We start from the raw sequence: 20,085 nt of genomic DNA on the forward strand, positions 1-20,085 counted from the left end.
GTTTATCTTTACTTAATTTACTGCGTTTCATACTTAAATTTTAACAAATTTCAGTTATCTAGGACAGCCCCAAAAATTAAATTGTTTTTTTACCATTTATCATATAATATAATAACAAATTTTTAAAGAGTGAAAATATGATTGAGAATAATAAAAATAATATATTAGCTATTGTATCTTTAGTTTTATTGAGTTTTGCTTTAGGCACTTGCGAGTTTATAGTGATAGGTGTTTTAACAGATATTGCTGAAAGCTTCAATGTTAGTGAAGTTATTGCAGGCGGATTAGTTTCCATGTTTGCATTAGCCTACTCTATATGCACGCCTTTTTCTGCAGCTGTTGCTGGAAAGTTTAACAGATTTAACTTTATAATATTTACAAGCATTATATTTATAATAGGAAATTTCTTATGTTCTTTAGCTTTTAATTATAATTTTTTAATGATAGTAAGAATATTTTTAGCAATTATTTCCGGAGCATTAATTTCTGTATCAATATCATTTACGCCTTATATTTCTAATAAAGAAAAAAGACCTATGGTTGTGGCTTGGATTTATTCGGGTTTTAGCATAGCTTCGATTTTTGGAGTTCCAATAGGCACTACTATAAGTTATAAATTTGGCTGGAGGGCTTCTTTTATTTTTATATCTATTTTTAGCATATTAATGCTCATAATGATGATTATTGCCCTACCAAAAAATACTCCTCAATATAAAATAAAATTATTACATCAATTTGTTATATTTAAAGATATTAGATTTATATTAAGCACATTAACAATTCTTTTTGGAGCAGCGGCTTCTTATGTATTTTATACCTATTTAAAACCAATATTATTAAACTATGTTCATATAGAAAATCAGTATATTAGTGTTGCTTTATTAATTTTCGGAATAACTGTTCTTTTTAGTAATTTGCTTTCTGGAAAATTGGCTGAGCATAATGGAGTTTATAATTTGAGATTTATATTTATACTACAGTTTATATGTATGATTGTTTTGCCATTTGCTTTTAACAATTACATAACTTCTGCTGTAGTAATATTATGCATAGGTTTTTTAATGTATTTAATGAATTCTCCTGTACAATTAAATATTTTAGATTTTACAGAGAGAGATTATCCTTCTTGTATTACTTTAGCTTCTTCAAATAATTCTTTTTCATTTAATTTTGGTATAGCTTTAGGTTCATTTGTTGGAAGCAGTATATTTGACAGTTTTGGTCTTAAATGGGTTGGTTTTGGAGGAGCTGTATTATCAGTATTGGCTTTCATTAACATTGTAATGTTAAACAAGTTTAATAGACAATAATTTTATTGTTTATATATTAATTAATATTTTTTATTATAAGGAGTTTAAAATTATAAGGAATTTATTAAAAACTATTTTTATAATTTTTATTTTTGTAGGCTGTACAAATGACAATACTTCAGTAAATAATATTGTTAAATATAAAGGTACATATACAGAAAATAATATTACATACAATGGAAGTGCCATAGAGGCTAATGCTGCGATTATAGTAGAAGAGAGCGGTAAAGTTACTCTTGAAATAAAGTGGACTAGTCAAACAGTTAGTTTTTATGCTGATGCTGATTTAATTAAAGAACTATCAAGTACAAAATTTGAAGTTAATAGTTCAGGTCAATACTTATCATTAGATTTTTCAAGCGGGCTTTCTTTTACATATAATCAAGGTGCTGATAATTATTCTAGAAATTTGATTAAACAATAATTTACTTAGTTCTAATAAAAATATTGACAATTTATTATTTTTACCTTAAAGTTAACATAATTTATAGATAGGATAAAAAAATGAAAAGACTATTTGCAATATTATCTTGTATTTTTATTTTAGCTTGTTCCAATGATGTAAACAACAATGAAGTAATAAAGGTAAGTGTTGGGGCAGAGCCTCAAAGTATAGACCCATCATATTTATCTGCAATTGACAGTATGATTTATGCTGTACATGTATTTGAAGGTTTAGTTACAAAAGATAAAGAAGGAAACATTGTTGGAGGGGCTGCAGAGAGTTGGGAAGTTTCTCCTGACGGTTTGAATATTATATTTCATTTGAGAGATAATGCTAAATGGTCTGATGGTAAAAAAATTACAGCAGATGAGTTTGTATATTCTTTTAGAAGATTGGTTGATCCTAATACGGCATCTTCTTATGGTTTTTTAGCTTCTCCTATTAAAAACGCTGATAAAATAATGGCCGGCAAACTTAGAAAAGAAGAATTGGGAGTTGAAGCAATAGATGAAAAAACTTTGTTAATAAAATTTGAATCTCCAACTGCATATTTTTTAGAATTATTTTGTATACCTATATTTTCACCATTAAGAGCAGACTATATTGAAGATAATGAGAAATGGACTTTTTATCCAAACACATATATAGGTAATGGTCCTTATAAAATGATAGAGAGAAAAACTGATGAATTAATATCATTAGAATTAAACACCAATTATTGGAATAAAGATAATATGGTTGCTAATAGAATAGATTTTGTAATGCTTTCAGATATATCAACAGCATATGCAGCATTAAAAGAAGGCTCATTACACTACTCTTCAAGAATACAAAATAATGATATAGAGCTTTTAAGAAACGAGGGGTATTTAGTTATAACACCATCTTTGGGCACTGCTTACTATGCTGTAAACAACACAAATGAAGTATTGAAAGACAAAAGAGTGCGTAAGGCTTTGGCATTAGCAATAGACAGAAATTATATAGTAGAAAATATCACAAAAGGCGGAGAAGTTCCTGCTGGTGCGTTTATTCCATTTGGGCTTAAAGATGTAAACGGAGACTTTAGAGAAAACGGCGGAAATTATTTTAGCGTATCAAAAGAAGATTATGAGTCAAATGTTGAAGAGGCAAAAAAACTTCTCGCTGAAGCTGGATACAGCAATGGAACTAACTTTCCTGTTTTAGAGTTTAAAACAAATCCCGGTGCCGGAGTTACTATAGCTGAAGCGGTGCAGCAGATGTGGAAAGAAAATTTAAATGTAGATATGTCTATCACTCAAGAAGAATGGTCTGTTTTTCAAAAGAATAGACAAACAAGAAATTATACAGTATGCCGTGCAGATTGGATTGGTGATTATTTGGACCCTATGACTTTTGCTCAATTATTCACTTCAACAAGTGCAGGCAACAGAGTGGGATACAGTAATATTAATTATGATAACCTCATAAAAGAAGCACAATCTACTATAGACAATAATAAAAGAATGAACAATATGCACATAGCAGAAGATATGCTTATAGGCGATGATATGGCTTTAATACCTTTATATTATTATACAGCACCTTCTATGAAAAGTCCTAAACTAAAAGATGTTGCAGTTGATACTTTGGAAATAAGAAGGTTTTTTTATTCTTATTTGAAGTAATAATAATTTTGTTATAAATGCATTTGTTTAAGTATAAAATAAATGCATTTATAATTTTTTTGTTTTTTATATACGCTCGCATATAAATGTAATTAATTCAGTCGCCCCCATATCTAAAGGTACTTCTTTCAGTCGCAGGCACTTCCTTCGGTCGCTGTGCGGACTTCGTCAAAGAACCAAAAAGACTGCATTTTTAACCTAAATTTAGGTATCTTAATATATTTAATACATATTTTTTAAATATAAAGTTATAGTATTTGCGTTTTTTGCAACTTTTTTGTGCGGCAAAAAGTTGATAATATTTTCATAATGTGTAGTGATTAACAATTTAAAATTGTTTAAGTATATACTATTTAATCTTTTGGTATATGCATTCAAATGTGTCGCCAAGATTAAATTTCTGTGCAAGCTTCTTATATATTTTTTCAGATATTTTTGAATTCTTAAACAGCTTAAATATATCAGTAAACCTATTATAATAAATACTCTGATTTTCTAAACTAATTCTCTTTAGCGAATATTTAGCAAAAAACATATCCAAAGATTTAGGATTAGCTTCAAATGCATGATCGCTAGGAACTATAGAATAATAATCTTTATTAAACCTTCCGCTAACCCCATAACCATTAGGCATAGCTAAAGCAAATATACCATCATCTTTTAGAGAATATAAAATATTTTCAAAAATCTTATCAAAATTATAAATATGCTCCACAACATACCAAGCCGTAATTATGTCATACTCTTTCTCTTTATAATTAAAATCAACTAAAGAATAATTATGCACATTTAAGTTTAAAGTATTAACACAGTAATTTGAAGCATACTCGCTTATCTCTATACCCTCAGTAATATATCCATAATTAGAAGCCTCTTTAAGAAAAAAACCCATAGCACTTCCAATATCTAAAACTTTTCCATTTGGTTTTATTTGCTTTATCTTTTCTATTCTTCTCTTTGCTAATCGGCTTAAATTTTCAACATCCTCTTCATATGTTTTGCCGTATTGTTTTTTATAATCTTCTACAAAATATTTTGATGAATAATCTGTAAAAGGCGATAAAAAATATTTTCTAAATAAAGTATTGCAATTGCAGCATTTATATAAATTAGATTCCAAATTTCTATTTTTTCTCTCTGCATTTCCTCTGCCGCATAAAGGACATTTTATATCTTTAAAATCTTTTATATTAGAAAAAATAGTCTTTAGTCTTTCTATAGATTCATCAGTATTTATCTGCTCAGCATTAGCTATTAAACTATTTTGCTTTTCTTTATCGTTTATAAAACCCTCTATTTTTTCTACACTCTCATCAATATTGGCATCTTCAAAAAATCCCAAATTAAAAAATATATCATCACACTTATTAGTCAATTCATCATGATATTTAGTGGGTGAAAAAAGTATAGTAGGAATCTTTGACTCTATACATTCAAAGGCAGTAAGACCAAAATATGTTATAACAGCAGAATATGAATGAGCAAATATATCCTTTGAAAAATCAATATACTCTATATTAGAAAACTCACTTTCTTTTTTAAAATCTATTATTAGAAATTTTTTATAAGTTATTTTTGATATTATTTGAATTGCTTTATCTTTTAGTTTTTTATTGAACCCTAAATAAACAAGTATGGGAGAGTCTTCATTATATATAGGTTTTACAGCATTGTTTAATATAGTAGTAATAAAGGGTTTAATATTTACTTCTTTAGAATTGTCTAAATTTGGAAGCATCTCTATTACAATATCAGCAAGCCTCCTCTCGCTTCCAACACTGTCTACTATTATAACAGATGATATTTTTTTCAAATAGCTTATATATTTCTCTTCAACTTCCCTCGAATCAACAATTATAATGTATGGTTTTATTTCTGCTATCTTATTAAACTCAATAGTTTTTATATCAGTTCTTTTATATAATTCACTATCATTATTTACAGGAGAAAAAGTGAAGTTGTATATATCGCTTAACCTATCAGCAATAAGATTCATTCGAGTAAAATGACCATATCCATATATACCATTAATGTCTGTTATTATGCATATATTTTTTTTTATCTCATTTAACATACAAACTCTTTTTTATAAAAATATAAAATAATTCTAAAATAGAATAAAAATCATACAAGATTATACAACAAAAACTTATAATTACAAATAATATAATTATAGTGTATTATTCTTTATTTTTTCTTCAGCATTTTTAAAATATCTATCATAAGCCTTTTTACAATAATTTTCATGCTTACTCTTTTGATTTGTTGGAGGGTTTTCAAATTTGTATGGACCATTCACTTTCCAAGCTGTAAGAATACCTATGTTAATAGCATTTACCGGGCATCTAAAAGCACAGCTTGCACACATAACACATCTGTTCTTAAACCTAATATCTCCATTATCATCATTATAAATATTATTAACAGGACATTTCTTCACGCACAAATTGCAATGAGTACATATATTTTTTACTTTAAAAAGATTACCATTAACTTTCATCGCAGGGTGTTCTATCCTAAAAAGAAAAGCAATAAATCTTCCAAATGGGAATTTTTTAAGAAATACTTTTTTACCTTCTAATATCTCTTTTAAATCTACATTACATAATTTTTTAGCAGTATTCCACATCTTTGCCGCCATCTCATCAGTATGCCTAAACACCAAATTATAAGGCATTACATAATGATACTCATTTGTAAGAATATATCCTTTTTTGTTTAATCTAACCATTATAGGTTCTGATGATATGTTATTTATTGATAATGGTTCACCTGAAGTTTTTAGTATAAATATTTTTTTATTTTCTGTTTTTGGAAATAATTTTATTAAATCAAAAATTGGATATGGAGCATTAAAACCATGTATCGGATATGCTAAGCCAACATAATCATAATCATTTGGATTTGGCATATTATCAAAATTATCTGTAACTCTATATAATGCTATATTTATATCTTTTTCTTCAAAATTCTTTTTATATTCATTTACAACTTTTTCTGTATTACCTGTACCAGAAAAATAGTATATAATCGCATTTTTACTCATATATAATAAACACCTTTATATAGTTTTCTAATTTCATAATTATATCAAAAAAAAATAATATTTAAAGTTTCATTATTATGTAAATATATCGTTATAAGCTTGACTTTTATATATAAAAAGTTACAATGCTAATATATATTAGGATATACTTTATATTATGAATTTTAAATTAATTTTTACAGCACTTCTTAGCTCAATTTTTATTTCTTGTTATAGTCCATTTTATTCTATTGATACTGATGGTTTTGCTGTATACAGAGCTTCTTCATCAGGAAGCGGTTTAGCATCAGATTTTATAAAGGCAAGTATAGTTAAAGAAACAGAAAATTTAATTGTATTTATAGAAAATGACAAAAAATATAATTCTGATAATTTAGATTTAGTATGCCAAGAATTTGAAAAATATTATGATAAAGAAAAATCAATTTACGGCAGTCATACAGATGTTGATAATAATGGAAAAATCATTATTTTATTCTTGGATTTAAATCCAGAATCTAATAATAGTTCTAAACTTAATGGCTATTTTAATCCTGCAGATTTGATAAATAATCATGGTAATAATGCTGATATGCTTTATATGGATTTGGAAGGGCTTAATAGTTATCCTAATTATATGGCTGGTACAATACTGCATGAATTACAGCATTTAATAAATTATTATATGAATGTGATACAAAAAGGAAGTGAGATGGAAGCGTGGCTTAATGAGGCTTTATCAGAGTCCACTTCTGTTTTATTTAATAAAAGCACAGTTAAAAGCAGAAATAATGAGTTTAATAATATAAATTATTATTGTTTTTATACTTGGGATTTGCCAATAAATGTATTTGCTAATTATCCTTCTGCTTCTGTTTTTATGAACTGGCTATATATTAAAAATAATTATAATGAAGAAATATTTAAAACTATTGCATATTCAAAAGAAAACAATGCTTACAAAAAAGTTTTATCTTCAACCTCATCAATTTATTCTTCTTGGTATAATTTGCTGCTTCAATGGATAGAAGATACTGATAATGGTATTGTATCTGGGGCTAAAATTAATAAGATTAAAAATTATGATAATTCATCTATACCTTTATACCCGGGTGCTTTATTGGTTTGTGATTCAGCTGATGGGTTAAATATTGAATCTGATAATTCTCTTCTAATAAAAACTAAAAAAAATAATAATTCTCTAATATTATTAAACAGCGACACATATACAGGAAATAAACCTACTTCTATAAACATTAAATTAGGCTATAATAATAATTCTTATATTTTAAGAAGTATGAAATCATCTATTCAAAACGATTCATATTTAAATATAATAAGCAACACTAAACCTAAATATAGAAACATCTTATTAAAAGATTAATAAAAATAGTGATTAATAAATAAAAAAAGGAGCTTCAATCAAAAATGAAACTCCTTTTTTATTTTTACTAAATTATTAATAACTTATAGTATCGCCTCTTTCATGAACTTCCAAGAACCTAAGCAGCTCAGCTTTTACCTCTTCTGCAGTAGATAAAGTTAAAACTCTTTTAGCAAGCATAGCACATTCTTTTTTATCTAAAGAAATAATCATTTTCTTAACTTCAGGTACAGATATAGCTGACATAGAAAATACATCAAGTCCTAATCCGAATAACAAAGGCACAGCAAGCAAATCACCAGCAAGCTCACCGCACATTGATATAATAATACCATTAGAATGAGCACCGTCTATAGCCATTTTAATAGCAATAAGCACAGATGGGTTATAAGGATCACATATAGAAGCAATTTTTTCATTACCTCTGTCAGAAGCTAAAGTATATTGAGTTAAGTCATTTGTACCTATAGAGAAGAAATCAGATTCCCTCGCAAAAGCTTCCGCTCTAAATACAACAGAAGGAGTCTCTATCATCATTCCCAACTCTAAAGCTTCATTGAAAGCAATATTTTCTTTCATGAGTTCTAATTTACATTCATTGAATATATTTTTAGCCTTTCTCAATTCTTCTATAGATACAATCATAGGAAGCATAACTTTAATTTTACCAAAAGCAGAAGCTCTTAGTAACGCCCTAAATTGTGTTTTTATAATAGCAGGCTTATCCAAACATATTCTCAAAGCCCTCCAACCCAAAGCAGGATTTTCTTCTTTCGGCATTTCCAAATAAGGCAAATACTTATCTCCGCCAATATCCATAGTTCTTATTGTAACAGTATGACCGCTCATAGCCTCAGCAACTTCTTTATATGCTTTAAATTGCTCATCTTCTGTAGGGAAATTAGTATTTTCCATAAAAAGAAACTCAGTTCTATAAAGCCCAATACCATCAGCACCGTTTTTTAATACCCCGCCTAAATCTGCAGGAGAACCAATATTAGCATAAACTCTTATTTTTGTTCCATCTTTAGATATAGCATCTCTATGAGCATATTCTTTTAATAAAGCTCTTTGCCTGTCAAATTCCTCTTTTAGCTTTTCACATTCTTCTATAGATTTTTCAGTCGGCTCTATAATTACCCCGCCGGTATTACCATTTAATATAATAATATCTTCATTTTTTATATCTTTTATTATTTCGCCAATACCTACAACAGCAGGAATTTCCAAAGACCTCGCCATAATAGAAGTATGGGAAGTACGGCCGCCTATTTCTGTAATAAAACCCAATGTATTATCTAAATCTAAATTAGCAGTATCTGATGGAGTTAAATCTCTTGCTACAACTATTGAATTTTTTGGAAGAGTAGATAAATCTAAAATTTTCTCGCCTCTAATGTTTCTTATCCACCTATCAGCTATATCAGTTAAATCATTAGCTCTCTCTCTTAAATATTCATCTTCTACTTCACTTAAAATCTGTTTATATACTTCTATACCTTGTGATAAAGCATAGTCGGCAGAAACTTTATCATCTGTAATAATGCCATTAACTTCTTCTAATAAATCCTCGTCCTCAAGTAAAGTGATATGTGCATCAAATATACTAGCTTTTTCGGCAGAAACTTTTTTTAACGCTATTTCTCTTATCTTTTCAAGCTGCTCTTTAGTTTTATTCCTAGCTTCAAGGAGTTTAATTTTTTCTTTCTCTGGATCTTTACATGGACACTTATTAAGCTCTAATTTTTCAGGGTTAAATATATAAATTTTCCCTATCGCTATACCGGGAGATACCCCAATACCAGTTATTCTTTTTTCCATAAGCTGTTTTCCAAAAAATAATATTAATCTTTTAAATTAGCTAAAAACTCTTCTATCTTTTTCAAAGCTTCTTCTTCATTTTCTCCATCGCAATATACAGTTAAAACAGAACCTTTCTTTACACCAAGTGATAATACTTTTAAAAGTGATGAAGCATTAACTTTTTTTCCTGCTTCATTTTCTATTTCTACTTTACAATTAGTTAAAGTTTTTATAAATGTAACAAATTCATTACCGGGTCTTGCATGAAGACCTGTTTCATTTTGTATAGTAACTTGTCCTTTAGTCATATGAACTCCTTTTTTACATATTATATAATAAAGTATATCAGTTTTTTATGTTTTGTCAAATAAGAAATATTTTAGTACAAAAAAATATAGATTTTGTATATAAAAGTTAAATACTATAACATAAAAATTAGTTTCTTCCGAAATTAGTATCTATCATATTAAAATATATTCCCTGCAACACTAAATATGGATATATCTTACATTTTAATAGTTTTAAATTAGATATACCGCCTGTGAGAAATATTTTGCTTTTTATATCATATTTTTCTTTGATAGCTTTTTTTATTTCTGAAGCACTATAATTTACAGCCCCTATCGTATTATAAATAGAACCTGCTACTAAGGCATCTTGAACATTATTGTTAATAGGATTTGGAAGCCCAGCAATTTCTCCTATATGAAAATATGGCAGAGAAGTTTTTCTCGATAATGCAAAAGAACTAGTTTTAGTACCCGGCATAATCATTCCGCCTAAAAATACAAAATCAGAAAGCATAATACTTATTGTGGTTGCTGTGCCCATATCTATAACAATAGAAGCATATTTATTTTCTTCATTAAAGCCCTCTAAGCATATAGAAGCATAGGTTGAAAGAAGCCTGTCTATACCAACAGAATCCTTTGGCTCATACATATTGTCTTTTAATTGTATGTCTTTATGAGTAACTCTATATACATCTTTATTTAATATATCTTTAACCGATGAAACAAACATATCATTTACTTTAAAAGATACACTGCTGTAAAAAACTTTATCTATTTTTCCATCAAAATTTTTCTTTATCTCTCTTAAAGTTTTAAACAAACCTAAAGCATTATGTTCATTAGCATTAAAATATATAGGGTTATGATTATCATCAAATATTGCTGTTTTTATTCTAGTATTTCCAATATCTCCTATTAAATACATTTCTAAGCCCCGTTATTATTAAGATTATTGCCTTCCAAAAAATTCTTAGTCTTTTCTATTAAAATAGCTCTATCATTCAATTCCGGTTCATCTAATATTAAATCTAAAAGATAATTAAGTATCTTACCTATTATAGGACCTTGTTTTAAATTAAACTCTCTAATTAAATCATTTCCGTCAATTTTTAAATCTTTTACAGTAATAGCATTTTCTGCTTCTATAATTTTATCTATTCTTGCTAAAAGCTTAGGAATAGCCTTGCTTTCTTTATCTTTTCTATTACCGCTTCCAATTCTGTCAGCTTCTCTCAATTTTAATAAAGGCTTAATATTTTCAACTCCCACCGCACGCATAAACCTTCTAACAGCCCCATCAGTCCACTCATCTTGATAATAAAACATATGCTGTCTTACCAAAAGTGTAACAAACTCTATTTCAGCATTAGAATATTTTAATCTTTTCATTATTTTTTTAGCAACAGAAGAACCAACAACCTCATGATTATAATAAACAGGGTCATCTTGCTTTGATACTTTCTTTTGAACCATAGGTTTAGCAATATCATGGAATAATGCCGCTAATCGCACAAGCAAAGTTAATTGATCATTTTCAAAAGGTTCTACTGCCTGTATAGTATGAAGTATATGATAATAAACATCATATTTATGAAATTTATTTTGATTAACACCAAAGCCTTGCATTAGCTCAGGCATAATTAAAGGAAGAACTCCTGTTTTTCTAAGAAGTTCTATACCTCTAAAAGGGTTATTTGATAAAAGTATTCCATTAAACTCTTCTCTTATTCTTTCAGCTGCAATAGAAGCAAGCATGCCTGTAGAATGACATATAGCTTCAAATGTTTCTTTTTCTATGTCAAAATTAAGTTTTGTGGCAAACCTAATAGCTCTCATTATTCTAAGACCGTCTTCACTAAATCTTTCATAAGGATTTCCAACAGAACGCACAACTTTTCTTTTTATGTCTTTCATACCGTCAAACATATCTATAAGTGTGCCGTCTAATACATTATATGCCATAGCATTAATAGTTAAATCTCTTCGAGGCAAATCTTCTTCTATACTTGATGCATATTCTACTTTATCTGGGTGTCTTCCATCACTATAATTTCCATCGCTTCTGAAAGTTGTTATTTCTACATGCATGTCTTCTATTATTACTAATACTGTACCATGTTTTATACCTGTTGGAACGGTGTATTTAAACATTCTCTGCACGTCTTCCGGCTTTGCATCTGTGGTGATGTCATATTCATGAGGAGTTATACCCATTATAGAGTCTCTAACGGCACCTCCTACAAGAAAGCATTTGAAGCCTTCTATATGTAAAATTCTTGCTATTTCTTTTACTGCATGCGGTATATTGGTAAATATTTTTTTCACTAATTGCTATCCAACTTTTTACTTTTTATTCTTTATAGTATATACAATTTTTATCTTATTACAAATTTATAAACTAATAAAAACGAAATCATTATATTGATAAAACAATAAAAGTCAAACATATATTAATAAAAAATTATTTATTAACTTCAATATTTCTAGCAGCAATTATATTAACCCCAGCCGCATTCTCTACAACAATATCCCCTATATGAATAGGTGCTTGAACTTCTATATTTTTTAAAGCATCAAGACATTCCTTAATTTTTGATTTGTCTATAGGTTCTTTAGTTTTTACAGGAAGCATTTTTAATTTTCCATTTTTTACTTTTACTATAGAAGTAACCATTCTTACAGGACGCACCACCTCATCTCTTGCATAAGTATCGCCTCTTTTGCAAGTGTTTCCGCTTACACTCAAAACATTCTTTCCATCTAATTCTACAGACAAAGCACAGCCCATAGGGCAGCATATACAAGTTAATTCTTTTTTTTCCATGTTGATTACTTCCTTATATATTAATTATTTTCTATATTTTATAGTTACTTAAATAAGTCTAAATCTTCCATCATATTTTTAAGCATTATTTCAATTCTTGGCATATGTTCTGCTATAGTAAAGCCGACAATTTCCTTTTCTCTTGAAATATCATTTATTATTCTTACTACTTCGTTTATCTTCATTCCATTAGGAGAAACCCCGACAGCAGCTATTATTTCATTAGGGTCAAGCACATCCAAATCAAAATGTATTAAGACCTTAGAAGCATTAGATTTTTTAAGCCATTCTATTACAATTTCACTTGATGAAGAAGTATCTTCAGGTGCAAAATGATTTATGCCGTATTCTTCTTGACGTTTTTTTATTTCATCTCTTTCCCAATCTCTAAGCCCCACAAATAATATTTTATCAGATGAAATTTTGCTTGGAAGTATAGAGCTTATCTCTTTATCAACATTACCCATACAAGCACTAACAGCCATAGCATGATATCCAGCATAAGTATTATCTTCAGGCAAAGTAATATCAGGGTGAGCATCTATCCAAATTAAAGCAACATCATTATCATATTTTTTATTTAAATACGTAAAAGGCACTACACTAACAGAACATTCTCCGCCGAAAGTTATTATTTTATCAGGATTATTTTTATTTAAAATATCCAATGCATTTTTAGTTTGAGATACTATAAAATCATAATCCATAATGCCGTTTTTTATTTCTCTGTTTTTTATATCCAAAGAAACAGGAACTTCTATAGTTTGATGATTATCATTTTGGGGAGCTAATATGTTTAATAATTTTGCTCCAAGATAATAACCTCTTGAAGAGTCTTCAGCTTTTAGTTCAGGTATCCAATGAGAAATAATTCCGCCCTGCCACTGAGGATAAATAAGTCTTATAGTTTTACTCATATAAATAAACTTCCTTTTTATGTTTTTAATGCTTTTATTATATATCATAAAAATTGTTATTTCAAACTTTAATTATCCTCTATCTTAAACTCAATATTTTTTAAACCTTCTTTTGAAAGCATAGCCTTATCAAGCTTTACTGTCTCCATTTCTCCCGGAGCAAATATCAAATGCTTTTTATGTATTACTCTCTCACCATCAAAATAAACATTTAAAAATTTATTCTGAAATATATTGCTTACTCTAAATCTCACCATCACATGATCGTCCACATTATCAGCATTAATCATAGAAGGTACAGTGTATCTCACACCATTAGAGCCTTTTAATAAAATAGAGTTTTTATCATCTCTTCTTTTATTTTTAAGAACATAAGAAGCAGCACTTTTTCCCGCAGTTTCAGCTTCTTCAGATACAAAGTCTACCAAGTCATGAACATGAAGAACATTTCCGCAAGAAAATACTCCGTCAATATTAGTCTCTAAACTTTCATTAACTATAGCTCCAGAAGTAATAGGGTTAATCTCAACACCAATCTCTTTTGAAAGCTCATTTTCAGGTATAAGCCCCACAGATAAAAGCAAAGTATCGCAAGAATAATATTCTTCAGTGCCCTTAATAGGCTTCATATTCTCATCAACTTTAGCTATTGTAACGCCTTCAAGTCTTTCTTTTCCTTTAATATCAATAACAGTATGACTAAGTTTTAGAGGAATACCGAAATCGTCCAAACATTGAACAATATTTCTTTTAAGACCTCCGGAGAAAGGAAGTATTTCAGCTACTACTTTTACTTTAGCACCCTCAAAAGTCATTCTCCTAGCCATAATAAGACCAATATCCCCAGAACCAAGTATAACAACTTCTTTTCCGGGCATATATCCTTCAATATTAACTAAATGCTGAGCAGCACCGGCAGAAAATATACCAGCAGGTCTAAAACCCGGTATATTCAAAGCACCCCTCGAACGCTCACGGCAGCCCATAGCAAGTATTACGGCTTTAGCATTAATCTCAACTAAACCTTCTTCTTTATTTATATAAGTAATTTTTTTAGTTTTGTCATTATTGAGTACAATATCCAAAACCATAGTATTAAGTTTATAATTAATATTTAAATCATAAACTTTTTCTATAAATCTATAAGCATATTCAGGTCCCGTAAGCTCCTCACCAAATCTATGAAGCCCAAAACCATTGTGTATGCATTGATTGAGTATGCCTCCAAGCACATTGTCACGCTCTAACATAAGTAAATTATCTATTCCATTTTCTTTAGCAGAAATGGCAGCGGCAAGTCCGGCAGGACCGCCTCCTATAACAACAACATCATAAGATTGCATTCTTTACCTCGTTTATTTTTATATACTAAAAATTTTTAAATTTCTCAATTTTTTGTTGTTCTTTTCCCGCCTTCGCACCCACACCTAAAGGTATTTCTTACGGTCGCCCTGAAGGACTCTTCTCAGTCGCAGGCAGTTCCTTCGGTCGCGTTGCGTACTTCGTCAAAGAACCATACGAAGTACGCTTTCAGCGAAAGTGCAAGTGTAAAATTAGTGCAAACCACACTAATCTTGTTTTATATATAAAAATATATTATACAAAATATTAACTATTATAAAGCTTCCTTGTCATAACCAATAACTATTTCAGAACCCTTACCGCATTTTGTAATAGTTATAGGTGAAACATTAAGTTCCCTTGCCAAAATCTCTATTATCTTAGGAGAGCAGAAACCGCCCTGACATCTTCCAAGCCCAGCACGTACACGTCTTTTTACTCCGTCAATAGATTTAGCTCCTATTGGGCTTTTTATAGCCTCTACTATTTCGCCCTCTGTAACCTTCTCGCATCTGCAAATAATATGCCCGTATAAAGGATTTTCTTTTATAAGTTTATTTTTCTCTTCATTAGAAAGAGCATTGAAATGAGTAATTCCTTTTCTCTTTTCTATAAAGTTTTCTTTTTTCTCGAAGTTTCCTTTCTTACTTACAATATCAGCAACCATCACTCCAATAGCAGGAGAAGAAACAAGTCCGGGAGATTCTATACCAGCACAGTCAAAAAATCCTTCGCAGTCTTCAAGCTCTTTAATAATAAATTCATGATTATCCTCATGAGGACGAAGCCCGCAAAATGATGTAATAACTTTATTGTAAGGAATATTTTTTACTGTCATTTTGGATTTTTCTATAATTTGTGCAAGTCCATCGGCTGTTGTATTTAACCCTTCTTTGTCTTCTATATCAATTGCAGTAGGCCCAAGCATTATATTGCCATGAGCTGTTGGAGTAACCAAAATACCTTTACCCAATTTTGTAGGCAAAGCAAATATTGTTGAGGTTACTAAATTATTAACTTCTTTATCAAGTAAAATATAATCTCCTCTTCTTGGAGTTATATGTATTTTATTTTTACTCATCATATTATGAAACTTATCAGCATAAACACCAGCAGCATTTACAATATATTTTGCTTTTATAGTTCCGTTATTAGTTTCTGCTTCAAAAGTGCCGTCAGAGAGTTTTTTAATATTAATTACTTCAGTATTAAATTTAAACTCCGCTCCATTTGCATGAGCATTTTCAGCATAGGCAATATTTAATATAAAAGGGTCAACTACCCCCCCAGTAGGTGCATACAAAGCCGCACATACATTATCATTGAGATTAGGCTCTCTCTTATGAACCTCTTCTCTGTTTAATATTTGAAGATTCTCAACTCCATTTTTTATTCCTCTGTCGTATATAGCTTTTAAATTAGGAATATCCTCTTCATTAGTACAAACTACCAAAGAACCATTATGTATAAAAGGCACATCAAGGTCTTCTGCTATTTTTGGCATCATCTTATTTCCTAATACATTAAGTTTAGCCATAAGTGAACCTGTCTTAGCATCAAACCCAGCATGCACTATTCCGCTATTAGATTTTGAAGTGCCGGAGCAAACATCTTCCCCCCTCTCAACAACACATATATTAGCTTTATATCTTGCTAATTCTCTGGCAGAAGAAGTACCAGATACACCAGCACCTATAATCAATACATCATACATAATATATTCCTCTATTATTATTTATAATATTTTGTAAATTGAACAGTAAGTTTTTTTATTAGAAAGTATGTTCATTATATAAAGCAAACAATAAGTTACATAGCCCAGCCTCTTGATCTTTCAACAGCTTTTTTCCAGCCCATATATTTTTTATTTCTCTCTTCTTCTGAAAGCGAAGGTGTAAACTCTCTCTCCAATTTCCATTTATTAGATATTTCATCTTTATCCTTCCAGAATCCTACAGCAAGCCCAGCTAAATAAGCAGCACCCAAGGCAGTAGTTTCAGTAATTTGAGGACGAAGAACATTTGTATTAATAATATCCGCTTGAAACTGCATTAAGAAATTATCTCTGCAAGCTCCGCCGTCTACCTTTAATGAAGAAAGCTTAACACCGCTGTCTGCTACCATTGCATCAATTACATCTTTACTCTGATAAGCAATAGCTTCTTCTGCTGCTCTTATTATATGGCTTCTATTAACCCCTCTTGTAATACCTACTAAACAGCCCCTCGCATACATATCCCAATAAGGAGCACCAAGCCCTACAAATGCCGGTACTAAATAAACTCCGTTTGTATCTTTTACTTTGGTAGCAAAATATTCAGTGTCTTTTGCATCATGAAGAAGTCTTAATTCATCACGTACCCACTGTATAACAGCACCAGCTATAAATACAGAACCTTCCAAAGCATATTCAATCTTTCCTTTATATCCAATTCCTATAGTTGTGATTAGTCCATTCTTACTTAAAATGAAGTTATCTCCAATATTCATTAAAATAAAACTTCCTGTACCATAAGTATTTTTTGTATCTCCCTTATTAAATCCAGCCTGTCCGAATAATGCAGATTGTTGGTCTCCTGCTATTCCTGCTATAGGAACTTCTTTTCCGTTAATATTAGCATATCCATAAACACATGAAGAATCTTTTACTTCCGGAAGCATGCTCATAGGTATATCTAATTCCCTTAAAATATCTTCGTCCCATTTCAAGTCTTTAATATTATATATCATAGTTCTTGATGCATTAGTATAATCAGTAACATGCACTTTTCCGCCTGTAAGTTTCCACACAAGCCAAGTATCTATTGTTCCAAATAATAATTCGCCTTTATTGGCTTTTTCCCTTGCACCAGAAACATTATCAAGTATCCATTTTATTTTAGTTCCTGAGAAATAAGCATCAACAACCAAACCTGTATTTTCTCTTATATATGCATCAAATCCTTTTTTCTTAAGTTCATCACAAATAGGAGCTGTTCTTCTGCATTGCCAAACTATAGCATTATAAATAGGCTCTCCTGTATTTTTATCCCAAACAACTGTAGTTTCTCTCTGATTTGTAATGCCAATAGCTGCTATTTCTTCAGGCTTAACACCGGCAATCTGTATAGCTTCCTGTAAAACTCCAAACTGTGTAGCCCATATCTCAGAAGCATTATGCTCAACCCAGCCTTCATGAGGATAAATTTGTGTAAACTCTTTTTGTGCAACTGATACCATGTTTTGCTCATAATCAAATACTATAGCCCTGCTGCTCGTTGTACCCTGATCTATTGCAACTACATATTTTGACATGATTATTAGTCTCCTTTATCTTATTATTTAGAAAGTATATTCCCTATTGTAACATCATAAACAATAGCTCCAAAAATTCCGCCGAATATAGGACCTATTATTGAAACAATCCAAATATTGCCTGCATCTGCAAATCCATTGTTTTGAAAACCAAGTAAAACACTAAAAAGTCTAGGAGCTAAATCACGTGCCGGATTAATAGCGTAACCATGCATAAACCCAAACGAAATACCTATAGCTGCTATTATAAAGCCTATTATTATAGGACCTAAATTAGCACCAACAGGAGCATTGTTAGCATCTCCTACAGCAAGTATTAAAAACATTAATATAAATGTTCCTATAACTTGATCTATAAATACATATAAAAAACTTGGAACTGCTGGAAAACTAATGAATACTTGAGCAGTACTTTCAAAATTAGGATCAACTTCTATCCATTTTCCATAATAAACAGCAAATACTATAGCAGCCCCTATAAAAAAACCTATCATTTGAGCTAATATATAATACCATACTTTAGACCATTGGAATCTTCCCGTTGCAGCTAAAGCAAGCGTAATAGCAGGATTTAAATGTGCCCCGCTTATTTTACCAGAAACATATATACCAAATGTAACGGCTAATCCCCAAGCAATATGTATATTTATAGGAGCTGCATTTTTCCCTATAACCATAGATGCTGCAGACCCAAATCCAAATAATGCTATAAAAATAGAGCCTATTATTTCTGCTAAAAATTCAGATTTTTTAGTATACATAACATATCCCCATAATCTATATAATTATTATATTTATTGTTAATTTATACCGCCTACTCTATACTGCTCGCATACAGGACATCTTTTTGGTGCTTTACTCTCTGTGTGTATATATCCGCATTTTTGACATTGCCATTTTGGTGCCTCTTTACTTTTATCACCTAAAAAACTTTCAAACATCTTTTTATGACCTTCTTCTATTTTTGCTACATGCTCAAATAGTATTGCTATGTCATTAAATCCCTCTTCTTTTGCAGTTTTTGCAAAGTTTAAATACATTTCTGTAGATTCATAAGTCTCTCCTGCAATTGCATCTTGTAGATTTTCTTCTTTCGATAATATTCCATGATAACGCTCAAACCATAATTTTCCATGTTCCTGTTCATTTCTCGATGCCTTCTCAAAAGCTAATGCTAAACTCTCCATTCCATCTTCTTTTGCTTTTTCAGCATAGTATATATATTTGCATCTTGCCATTGCCTCTCCAATAAAAGCTTCCTTCAAATTCTCACTAGTCTTTGAGTTTTTTAAATCCATACTATTATCCCCCTAAAAAATATTAATATTTCATATTTAATAGTATAGAAATTTTATTATCGAAATAAATATTTATAGATAAAAAATGATTTTCTACTCCCTTTTATTTCTATAAAAAACAAAAACTGTTAAATACATATTATTATAATATACTTTATTTAAATAAAATTAAAACAAAATAATAATAAATATATATACCATCTCTATATATAATAATAATAAAATAATTTAAAAATTATACATTTTATAAATTTTTATGGACTTTATTTCTCTTACAGCAGCATTTCTTAGATTCTCCAGAACAGTTACATTCTTTCTTTACTATTTTCTTTCTTAACGAAAAAAACATTATAATTATTGCTATTAGTATTATTATGGGTATTGCTATTAAATCTATCATTATTAAATATGCTCCTTATTTGTTAGTATATTCTAACAAAATATCAAGGCTTGTCAATATTTAAATAAAATTTTTACAATATTAATAATAAACATTTTACTA

General features: G+C 29.6%; 16 protein-coding genes. 3 read left to right on the plus strand and 13 right to left on the minus strand.

The window, feature by feature from the left end:
- The first annotated feature begins 137 nt into the window (after window positions 1-137).
- Window positions 138-1,310 carry an MFS transporter gene (locus tag Q0H31_RS07015; protein ID WP_295296727.1) on the plus strand — a complete coding sequence of 391 codons (1,173 nt, stop codon included), beginning with the start codon at window positions 138-140 and terminating at the stop codon, window positions 1,308-1,310.
- 504 nt (window positions 1,311-1,814) lie between these two features.
- Window positions 1,815-3,404, plus strand: a complete 1,590-nt coding sequence (locus Q0H31_RS07020; RefSeq protein ID WP_295296730.1) for a peptide ABC transporter substrate-binding protein — start codon at window positions 1,815-1,817, stop codon at window positions 3,402-3,404.
- A 349-nt stretch (window positions 3,405-3,753) separates the two neighbouring features.
- Here Q0H31_RS07020 and Q0H31_RS07025 read toward each other — a convergent pair whose 3' ends face one another.
- Window positions 3,754-5,478: a class I SAM-dependent methyltransferase gene (locus tag Q0H31_RS07025; RefSeq protein WP_295296732.1), complete on the minus strand. Its 1,725-nt coding sequence runs from the start codon at window positions 5,476-5,478 to the stop codon at window positions 3,754-3,756.
- A 96-nt stretch (window positions 5,479-5,574) separates the two neighbouring features.
- The gene (locus Q0H31_RS07030) at window positions 5,575-6,450 is read right to left on the minus strand and encodes an EFR1 family ferrodoxin (RefSeq protein WP_295296734.1); all 876 of its coding nucleotides are present in this window, start codon (window positions 6,448-6,450) and stop codon (window positions 5,575-5,577) included.
- Window positions 6,451-6,607: 157 nt separating this feature from the next.
- On the opposite strand from Q0H31_RS07030, the gene Q0H31_RS07035 reads away from it, so the two are divergent.
- Complete coding sequence (locus tag Q0H31_RS07035; protein WP_295296736.1) at window positions 6,608-7,813, plus strand: peptidase M30; 1,206 nt, start codon at window positions 6,608-6,610, stop codon at window positions 7,811-7,813.
- Window positions 7,814-7,888: 75 nt separating this feature from the next.
- Here the strand turns inward: Q0H31_RS07035 and ptsP are convergent, their stop codons facing one another.
- From ptsP to Q0H31_RS07090, 11 genes are all read right to left on the minus strand, one after another.
- Window positions 7,889-9,634, minus strand: coding sequence for a phosphoenolpyruvate--protein phosphotransferase (gene ptsP, locus Q0H31_RS07040; protein WP_295296738.1), 1,746 nt, complete (start codon window positions 9,632-9,634; stop codon window positions 7,889-7,891).
- Between the two features lie 23 nt (window positions 9,635-9,657).
- Window positions 9,658-9,924, minus strand: a complete 267-nt coding sequence (locus Q0H31_RS07045) for an HPr family phosphocarrier protein (protein WP_147732421.1) — start codon at window positions 9,922-9,924, stop codon at window positions 9,658-9,660.
- Window positions 9,925-10,051: 127 nt separating this feature from the next.
- The gene (locus Q0H31_RS07050) at window positions 10,052-10,834 is read right to left on the minus strand and encodes a type III pantothenate kinase (RefSeq protein WP_295296741.1); all 783 of its coding nucleotides are present in this window, start codon (window positions 10,832-10,834) and stop codon (window positions 10,052-10,054) included.
- Between the two features lie 2 nt (window positions 10,835-10,836).
- Window positions 10,837-12,234: a CCA tRNA nucleotidyltransferase gene (locus tag Q0H31_RS07055; RefSeq protein WP_295296743.1), complete on the minus strand. Its 1,398-nt coding sequence runs from the start codon at window positions 12,232-12,234 to the stop codon at window positions 10,837-10,839.
- A gap of 136 nt (window positions 12,235-12,370) precedes the next feature.
- On the minus strand, window positions 12,371-12,733 hold the full coding sequence (locus tag Q0H31_RS07060) for a DUF1667 domain-containing protein (protein ID WP_295296744.1): 363 nt from the start codon (window positions 12,731-12,733) through the stop codon (window positions 12,371-12,373).
- 44 nt (window positions 12,734-12,777) lie between these two features.
- Window positions 12,778-13,650 carry an arginase family protein gene (locus Q0H31_RS07065; protein WP_295296745.1) on the minus strand — a complete coding sequence of 291 codons (873 nt, stop codon included), beginning with the start codon at window positions 13,648-13,650 and terminating at the stop codon, window positions 12,778-12,780.
- A 68-nt stretch (window positions 13,651-13,718) separates the two neighbouring features.
- Window positions 13,719-14,993, minus strand: a complete 1,275-nt coding sequence (locus Q0H31_RS07070; protein ID WP_295296747.1) for an FAD-dependent oxidoreductase — start codon at window positions 14,991-14,993, stop codon at window positions 13,719-13,721.
- A gap of 272 nt (window positions 14,994-15,265) precedes the next feature.
- On the minus strand, window positions 15,266-16,705 hold the full coding sequence (locus Q0H31_RS07075) for an NAD(P)/FAD-dependent oxidoreductase (RefSeq protein WP_295296749.1): 1,440 nt from the start codon (window positions 16,703-16,705) through the stop codon (window positions 15,266-15,268).
- A 95-nt stretch (window positions 16,706-16,800) separates the two neighbouring features.
- Window positions 16,801-18,285: a glycerol kinase GlpK gene (glpK, locus tag Q0H31_RS07080; protein WP_295296751.1), complete on the minus strand. Its 1,485-nt coding sequence runs from the start codon at window positions 18,283-18,285 to the stop codon at window positions 16,801-16,803.
- A gap of 23 nt (window positions 18,286-18,308) precedes the next feature.
- Window positions 18,309-19,046 carry an MIP/aquaporin family protein gene (locus Q0H31_RS07085; protein ID WP_295296753.1) on the minus strand — a complete coding sequence of 246 codons (738 nt, stop codon included), beginning with the start codon at window positions 19,044-19,046 and terminating at the stop codon, window positions 18,309-18,311.
- A gap of 39 nt (window positions 19,047-19,085) precedes the next feature.
- On the minus strand, window positions 19,086-19,583 hold the full coding sequence (locus Q0H31_RS07090; RefSeq protein ID WP_295296755.1) for a ferritin family protein: 498 nt from the start codon (window positions 19,581-19,583) through the stop codon (window positions 19,086-19,088).
- Between the last annotated feature and the right edge of the window lie 502 nt (window positions 19,584-20,085).

The sequence above is a fragment of the uncultured Brachyspira sp. genome, from assembly GCF_934747485.1.
In the GTDB taxonomy this organism is placed as follows: Bacteria; Spirochaetota; Brachyspiria; order Brachyspirales; family Brachyspiraceae; genus Brachyspira.

Bases quoted from the DNA above. Each gene is read 5' to 3' on its own strand.
- Q0H31_RS07015 (WP_295296727.1), top strand. From the start codon at position 138: ATGATTGAGAATAATAAAAATAATATATTAGCTATTGTATCTTTAGTT.
- Q0H31_RS07020 (WP_295296730.1), top strand. From the start codon at position 1,815: ATGAAAAGACTATTTGCAATATTATCTTGTATTTTTATTTTAGCTTGT.
- Q0H31_RS07025 (WP_295296732.1), bottom strand. From the start codon at position 5,478: ATGTTAAATGAGATAAAAAAAAATATATGCATAATAACAGACATTAAT.
- Q0H31_RS07030 (WP_295296734.1), bottom strand. From the start codon at position 6,450: ATGAGTAAAAATGCGATTATATACTATTTTTCTGGTACAGGTAATACA.
- Q0H31_RS07035 (WP_295296736.1), top strand. From the start codon at position 6,608: ATGAATTTTAAATTAATTTTTACAGCACTTCTTAGCTCAATTTTTATT.
- ptsP (WP_295296738.1), bottom strand. From the start codon at position 9,634: ATGGAAAAAAGAATAACTGGTATTGGGGTATCTCCCGGTATAGCGATA.
- Q0H31_RS07045 (WP_147732421.1), bottom strand. From the start codon at position 9,924: ATGACTAAAGGACAAGTTACTATACAAAATGAAACAGGTCTTCATGCA.
- Q0H31_RS07050 (WP_295296741.1), bottom strand. From the start codon at position 10,834: ATGTATTTAATAGGAGATATTGGAAATACTAGAATAAAAACAGCAATA.
- Q0H31_RS07060 (WP_295296744.1), bottom strand. From the start codon at position 12,733: ATGGAAAAAAAAGAATTAACTTGTATATGCTGCCCTATGGGCTGTGCT.
- Q0H31_RS07065 (WP_295296745.1), bottom strand. From the start codon at position 13,650: ATGAGTAAAACTATAAGACTTATTTATCCTCAGTGGCAGGGCGGAATT.
- Q0H31_RS07070 (WP_295296747.1), bottom strand. From the start codon at position 14,993: ATGCAATCTTATGATGTTGTTGTTATAGGAGGCGGTCCTGCCGGACTT.
- Q0H31_RS07075 (WP_295296749.1), bottom strand. From the start codon at position 16,705: ATGTATGATGTATTGATTATAGGTGCTGGTGTATCTGGTACTTCTTCT.
- glpK (WP_295296751.1), bottom strand. From the start codon at position 18,285: ATGTCAAAATATGTAGTTGCAATAGATCAGGGTACAACGAGCAGCAGG.
- Q0H31_RS07085 (WP_295296753.1), bottom strand. From the start codon at position 19,046: ATGTATACTAAAAAATCTGAATTTTTAGCAGAAATAATAGGCTCTATT.
- Q0H31_RS07090 (WP_295296755.1), bottom strand. From the start codon at position 19,583: ATGGATTTAAAAAACTCAAAGACTAGTGAGAATTTGAAGGAAGCTTTT.